Origin of the sequence: Parafrankia elaeagni, from assembly GCF_000374165.1 — a bacterium.
Classification (GTDB): Bacteria; Actinomycetota; Actinomycetes; order Frankiales; family Frankiaceae; genus Parafrankia; species Parafrankia elaeagni.
In genome coordinates this window covers 1-7,229 of record NZ_KB893800.1, presented here as the reverse complement: position 1 = coordinate 7,229, position 7,229 = coordinate 1, and the positions used below count along the sequence as shown (strand labels likewise).

1 protein-coding gene is annotated in these 7,229 nt (G+C 70.3%); it reads left to right on the top strand.

Annotation, left to right across the window (positions count from 1 at the left end; all coding sequences use genetic code 11):
• Positions 1-101: 101 nt before the first annotated feature.
• Positions 102-7,229: DNRLRE domain-containing protein (locus B207_RS0131725; protein WP_456095358.1), on the top strand; the 7,128-nt coding region annotated here is incomplete at its 3' end.

Sequence of the window (7,229 nt, the reverse complement as noted above, 5' to 3'; positions counted from 1 at the left end):
CGGCCACCCCCTGGCCGTCGCCCGCACACCCGCGGCGGCCAGGGGCTGCACCCGTGCCCGCGACGTGATCCGGCACGGTCCGTCACCGTGCCCACTCGCGGATGTCTCCGCCCACGGACATCCATACGGATCTCGGAGCCCCCATGCCCGGCCGGCACCTGCCCGCCCCCGCCCCCGACCCCGCCTCCCGACCGGACCCGCACCCCAGCGGACGCCGCCACCGACGCCGCCGCGCCCGCCCCGGCCGGCTCCAGGCGGTGGCGCTCCTGCTGATCCCGGTGATCNTGATCGTCGCGATGGTCGTCGTCGAACGCACCCGCGACGGCAGCGGACGCCGACCCATCTCCCAGGAGAACCCGTTCCGGGACATGAACCTCCCGGAGAGCAGCTCGGGCTCGGCCGAGGGCCGCGGGCACGAGGTGCCCACGGAAGCCACCCAGGCGGTGCAGGCCCCCGACGCGGCAGCGGTCGAGCGAGCGGTCCCGGACCTGCCGGGCGCCGTACCGACCACCCCGGGGCTCGGCGATGTCCGCCTCACTGATCCGCAGGCGTCCCTGAAGCCGTCCCCGCCACCGGCGGCGGCCGGCGGCGGCACAGCGCCCGCGGGCGGGGCGGCGGCGCGGCCCGGTGGCGAGATGCGTGCGGAGTTCGGTGAGTCCCGGACGGTTCGGCCAGACCGTGGCCCGGCCCGGGACGGCAAGCCGCAGGCGGGTCGGACCGAGCTGGTGGAACGGCGTACCGAGAGCACACGCGAGTTCCGCAACCCGGACGGGTCGCTCACGACCGAGACCTCGATGGGCCCGGCGCGTTTCCAGGACGCCCGCGGCGAGTGGGTCGACATCGACACGGCGTTGGAGCAGGCCGGTGCGGGCCGTCTGCGCTCGGCGTCGACCGAGCATGTGGTCGAGGTCGCCCAGGACGCGAAGGATCCGCGGTTGGGCCGTATCGAGCTCGGTGAGGGGACGTCGTTCTCGTTCGGGCTCGTCGGCGCAGCATCGTCCCGGGCGGAGGTGGACGGGCCCAAGGCGACCTTCGCCGACATCCGGGAATCGGCTGATCTGGAGCTCGGTGCCGTCGCGGGCGGGATGAAGGAAGTCATCGTCCTGCGGTCGGCCGACGCGCCGACCGTCTGGGAGTTCCCGCTGGAGATGGAGGGCCTCACGGCCCGCCTCGACGGCCGCCAGGTTCTCCTGGAGGACGCTGCCGGCGAGGCGCGTGGTGTGGTTCCGCCCGGGTGGATGGAGGATTCGCGCACCGAGGGTGGCATGGCCGCGACGTCGGACGGTGTCGTCTACAGCCTCGTCGAGGGCGAGGACGGCGGCCAGGTCCTGCGGGTCGAGCTCGACCGCGCCTGGTTGAACGACCCGGCCCGCGTCTATCCCATCCGGGTGGACCCGGCGGTCATCGGTGACTCGGTGTACGTCGGAGGTGACGACACCTACATCTCCTCCCTGCAGCCGAACACGAACTACTCAACTCTCCCCGCGTTCTACGCCGGTAAGTACCAGACGGACGTGCAGCGTGGCTATCTCAACTTCCCGGGCCGCTCCGAGCTCAGCAACGCGCACATCACCAACGCCCATCTGAAGATCTTCAACTACGACTCGGCCGGCGGGTGCACCCCGTATCCAGTGTCCCTGCGACAGGTGCTGATCCCCTGGAACGGGTACACGATGACCTGGCCCGGGGCGACCATGGGCCCCGTCGTCGCCGAGGGCACCTTCGCGCGCGACCAGGGCAACCCCGCGTGTCTTCCGCAGTGGGAGTACATCGGCAACAGCGACGACCGCCTGCGCGACCTGGTCCACCTGTGGACCCACAACGCGTACGCCAACTTCGGCCTCGCGGTCACCGCCTCGGAGACGAACGACAACGCGCGCAAGGCGTTCTACACGGCGGACTGCTGGTGCAACCCGGCCGACCCCCCCTCGGACTTCCGACCGAAACTGGAAATCAACTGGTCCTCCAACGGAGCCCAGTACTCGTACCCGAACGGCGCCCCGCAGTGGGTGACCATGCCGACGGCGACGACACCCGGCACCGTCATGGTCAGGGTCAAGAACTCGGGGCAGACGGCGTGGGCGGCGAACAGCGCGTTCAAGCTGGCCTACCACGTCTACCAGAACGGCGTCCTCTACGACCAGGAGGGCGCGGAGACGAACCTGCCCGTCGCGGTCAACCCAGGGGGCACGATCGATCTCCTGGCGACGGTCGACCCGCTTCCGGCCGGGACGTACGAGATCCGCTGGGACATGAAGCAGTCGGGCGTCGCCTGGTTCTCGTCCTGGGGCGTCGACTACATGAGCACACCGCTGACCCTCAGCGCCGCGCAGCCCCTCGTCACCGGTGTCGCGCCGCCGAACGGCACCGAGGTCTCCAGCCTGCGCCCGACCCTGTCCGCCAGCGGCAGCGACCCGGACAACGCGCCCAACCCCCTCACCTTCCAGTTCCAGCTCTGCACCGGAACGGACGCGGCGTCCGGCTCCTGCTGGGACTCCGGATGGCAGTCCGGAACGACCTGGCAGCCGCCCGCCGGAGCACTGACCTGGGGAACGATCTACTACTGGCGCGTCCGGGTGAGCGACGGCCTGTACCAGAGCTCCTGGCTGGGACCCATCGCCGTCCGGCCAGTGGCCGCCCAGTCGACGACCGAGGCCAGTCTGGGGCGGGACCCCTACGTCCCACCCGTCTCCCATGTGCATCCACTGGCGCAGAACTACAGCTCGATGGTCACCGACGCCGCGGTCTCCGGGGTCGGCCCGGCGCTGTCGGTCTCCCGTACCTACAACAGCCTCAGCAGTTCCGACGGCATCTTCGGCCCCGGCTGGACCTCCGAGTTCGACAGGTCGGCGAACCCCGAGGCCGCCGGTGACGGCGACATCCTGGTACGGAAGGCGGACGGCCGGGTCGAGCGCTTCGGCCGCAACACCGACGGCACTTTCGCACCGCCCCAGGGCGTGTACTCACTCCTGCAGGCGCCAGCGCCCAGAATCGCCTCCTTCACCAGCGCGGACTCGACGACGTCGCTCGGGCTCGCGGACACCGGTGAGAGCTGGCAGGTTCTCGACGGCACCTGGGGAATCTCGAACAACAACGCCTATCTGGTCTCCGGCTCCATCTGGCAGCGCAATGCGGCGGTGATGCCGGCCGCCGCCGACGGGACCATCCGTTTCACCGCTCCGGTGGCCCAGGACGGCATCGGGGTGTCGTTCCGCGTGCAGGACATCGACAACATGTGGATGCTGTACGTCCAACCGTCCACCAACTCGCTTGTGCTGGCGAAGCGGGTGTCGGGTTTCGAGACGCAGGTGGCGACGATCGCGAACGCCTGCTGTTCCGCGAACGACACCTACGCCGTGACGACGTCGGGCAGCCAGCTCACGGTGCTGCGGAACAACCAGGTCGTCGGGTCCGCCACCGACTCTGCGTTCAGCACGGTCACCCGGGCCGGCATCTACTGGGCCAGCGCGGGTTCCGGCCGTATCGGGTCGATCACCCTGATTGACGACCAGCATCGCGACACGATCACCCGGGCCAACTCGACGACGTCGCTGGGCACCACGGACAACGGCGAGAAGTGGCAGAACGTCGGCAGCGCGGCCTGGGGTGTCAACGGAAACGCCGCCTACCTGGCGACGGCGTCCGGCACCCGGAACGTGGCGACGGTGTCCGGTGCGGCCGACGGGGCGTTCTCGTTCACGATGCCGGTCGCCCAGGCCGGCCTGGGGCTGGCGTTCCGCTACGCCGACCCGGCGAACTACTGGCGGCTCGTCGCCCAGCCGTCCGCCGGCACCTGGCAGCTGGTCAAGCGGGACGACAACGTCGAGACGACCGTGGCGACCTCGGCGGCCGGTACCTGCTGTACCGCGGCGGACGTGCTGCGGGTCGAGACGAACGGCGCGCAGATCCGGGTGCTGCGTAACGGGACGCAGATCCTGCTGGTGAACGACCCGTCGGTGTACTACGGCAGCCGCGCCGGCCCGTTCGCCGAGGCCACCGGCGCCGGCCGGCTCGACAACCTGGTCCTCTCGGCCGCGACCATCCTCACGGAGAAGGGCGGCAGCTCCTACGCGTTCCGGTCGGACGGACGGCTGACGAAGGTCACCGACTCCGCCGCGCGGCAGCTGCAGCTCGCCTATGACGGCAACGCCCGGCTCACCTCGGCGACGAGTGTGACCAGCGGGCGAGCCCTGACCTTCGGCTGGTCCGGCGGCCGCGTCAGCTCCGTGGCGACGGCATCAGTCGCAGCCCACAGCGGTGCGCTGACCTGGAACTACGGCTACACCTCCGGCAGGCTGACCAGCGTCACGGCGCCGCACTCGACGACACCGCTGACCTACACCTACGGCACGAGCGGTGGCGCGAACGGCAGGCTGACCCAGATCAATCTGCCGCGCGGCAACATCGACACCAAGGTCGGTTACAACACCGACGGCACGGTCGCCTGGCGTGAGGACGGCCTGGCGCGCCGCACCACCTTCGCCATCCACGCCACCGGCGCGACGACCACGATTCGCATCACCGACCCGCGCGGGCACGCGACCGACTGGAAGTACCAGAACGGGCAGCTGATCTCCCGGCTCGACGGCACCGACGAGCGGACGTTCAGCTACAACGACCGCGGCTTCCTCACCCAGGTCCGCGACGAGAACAACAACCTGCTGTCGATGCAGACCGACACCCGGGGCAACGTGCTGTCCCGCACCACCACCCGGGCGATGGTCGGCACCAGCCCCGTACTGAACACGGAGTACTACAGCTACTTCGTCGGCGCACCGGGTGATCCGCGCAACGACCTGATCACCGCGTATCGGGACGCGCGGTCGTCGTCGCCGACCCACGACGTCTACCGGACGACGTACACGTACAACGCCGCCGGCGACCTGATCCAGACCCGCACACCGTCCACGCCGGACTTCCCGACCGGACGAACCACCAGCTCGGCGTTCACGAACGGCACCGAAGCCGCCGTGACCGGCGGTGGGACCGTGCCACGGGGGCTGCTGGCCAGCCAGACCGACGCCCGCGGCAAGGTCACGACCTTCGGTTACGACTCGAAGGGCGACCTGCGCCGTGACCAGGACCCGGCCGGGCTGGTGCACGAGTACACCTACGACGAGATCGGCCGGCGGCTGACGTCGCGGGAGATCTCCGACACCTACCCGTCGGGTCTGACGACCACGACGACGTACACCAAGCTCTCCCGGGTCGCCACGGTCACCGCTCCCGGGGTCACGAACCCGATCAACTCGACGACCCGCACAGCCGTCACGACGAACAGCTACGACCTGAACAGCAACCTCACCCAGGTCGTCGTCTCCGACTCGACCGGCGGTGACGCCGCCCGGACCACCACCTACACCTACGACAACGCCGACCAGCAGACGTCGCAGACCATCGCCGCCGGGACGTCGGCGGCGTCGACGACCTCGCTGACCTACGACCCGAACGGCAACATCGCCACCAGGACCGACGGCAACGGCACCGTCACCACCTACACGTACACCGCGAAGAACCTGTTGGCGACGACGACCGTCGAGGACTTCGTCGACGACCCGGTCGCTGGCTCGACACCGCGTGACCTGCTTGCGGAGTCGCGGGCCTACGACCCGGCGGGCCGGCTCGCCTCGGTGACCGACGCCGAGGGCCGCACCACCGACCACACCTACTGGCTCGACGACCTGCCCCGCCAGGAGATCCTGCGCGGGTACCGCCCGCCGGACCTGACCAACGGTGTCCTGTCGGGCCCGGGTGCCTACGACATCGTCCTGGTCGACCGGACCTACGACGCCGCCGGCAACCCGACGTCCACCAGCACCGGTGGTGGGCTGCGCACCGCGGAGACCGCCTACGACGCCGCCGGACGGGTCACCTCCAACACGGTCGCCCCCGGCTCGGTGGCGCGGACCGCGACCTACACCTACGACGCCGGCGACAACGTGACGTCGACGGTGCTCGGCGCCGCCGGCACGGCCGCCACCGAGCGGGTCGACGTCGCCTACGACGACGCCTCCCGCCCGACCTCGGAAACGGTGTTCGGTGACGGCACCGCCACCTACGTCACGACCATCCAGCATGACCAGCGGGGCTTCGTCACCGGTGTGACCGACCCCCGCGGCTACGTCGCCGGCGGCCCGCCGAACGCGGCGTTCACGACGACGGTCGCGACGAACCAGATCGGGGTGACGTCACGGACGACGTCGCCGCTGGTGGCGGTCGAGGAGTGGAGCGGCAGCCCGACCGACCAGACGCAGACCGTCGACGGGATCCTCAACGTCTTCGGGGAGGTCATCCGTGACCGTGACCCGCGCGGCAACGTCACCTCGATCACGTACAACGCGGCCGGTCAGGTCACCGGGCGGTCGGGGCAGCCGTACACCCCGCCCGGCGGGTCGGCGATCACTCCGACCGAGTCGTGGACCTATGACGACAACGGCAACGTCCTGACCCACACCGACGCCCGCGGCGAGACGACCACCACCGTCTACGACAAGCTCAACCGCCCGGTCGCCGTCACCGACCCGCAGGTCGGCTCGGCTACCGCCGGTGTCAGCCGCATCCTCTACGACGACGTCGGCAACGTCGTGTCCACCGTCGACCAGCTCGGCGCGTGGACGTTCTACGCCTACGACGACCTCGACCGGGTCTGGGCGACCACGCAGACCGAGCGGACCCCGGCGGCGACGTTCACCACCTACACGGTGCACAACAACGCCGGTGACCTGGTCCAGGTCCGCACCCCGGCGAACGCGGCCGGTGGGCAGTCGCAGACCGCGGTGTACAACCAGGCCGGTGATCTGATCGAGAGCCGGACCGAGACCAACGACCTCACGACCTACGGCTACGACCTCGCCGGCCGGCTGGTGGAGGTCACCGACCCCCTCGGTCGTTCCACCCGGACCACCTACGACCGTGCCGGCCGGCAGGTCGAGGTCGCCCAGTACTCGTCCGCGGAGGTGGAGCTGCGGTCGACCTCGACCGCCTACGACGCTGTTGGTAACCCGGTGTCGGAGACCGGTCCGTTGGGTTGGACGACCACCGCCACCTACGACGCTCTCAGTCAGCTGCGGACCGTCACCGAGCCGGTGGACGCCTCGACGTCGATCACGACGACGTTCGGTTACGCCAAGGGTGGCAAGCTCACCCGCCGGACCGACGGCCGCGGGAACCGGGTCATCTACACGTACAACCCGCTGCTGCTGCGGGAGTCGGTGGTGGAGGCCCCGACC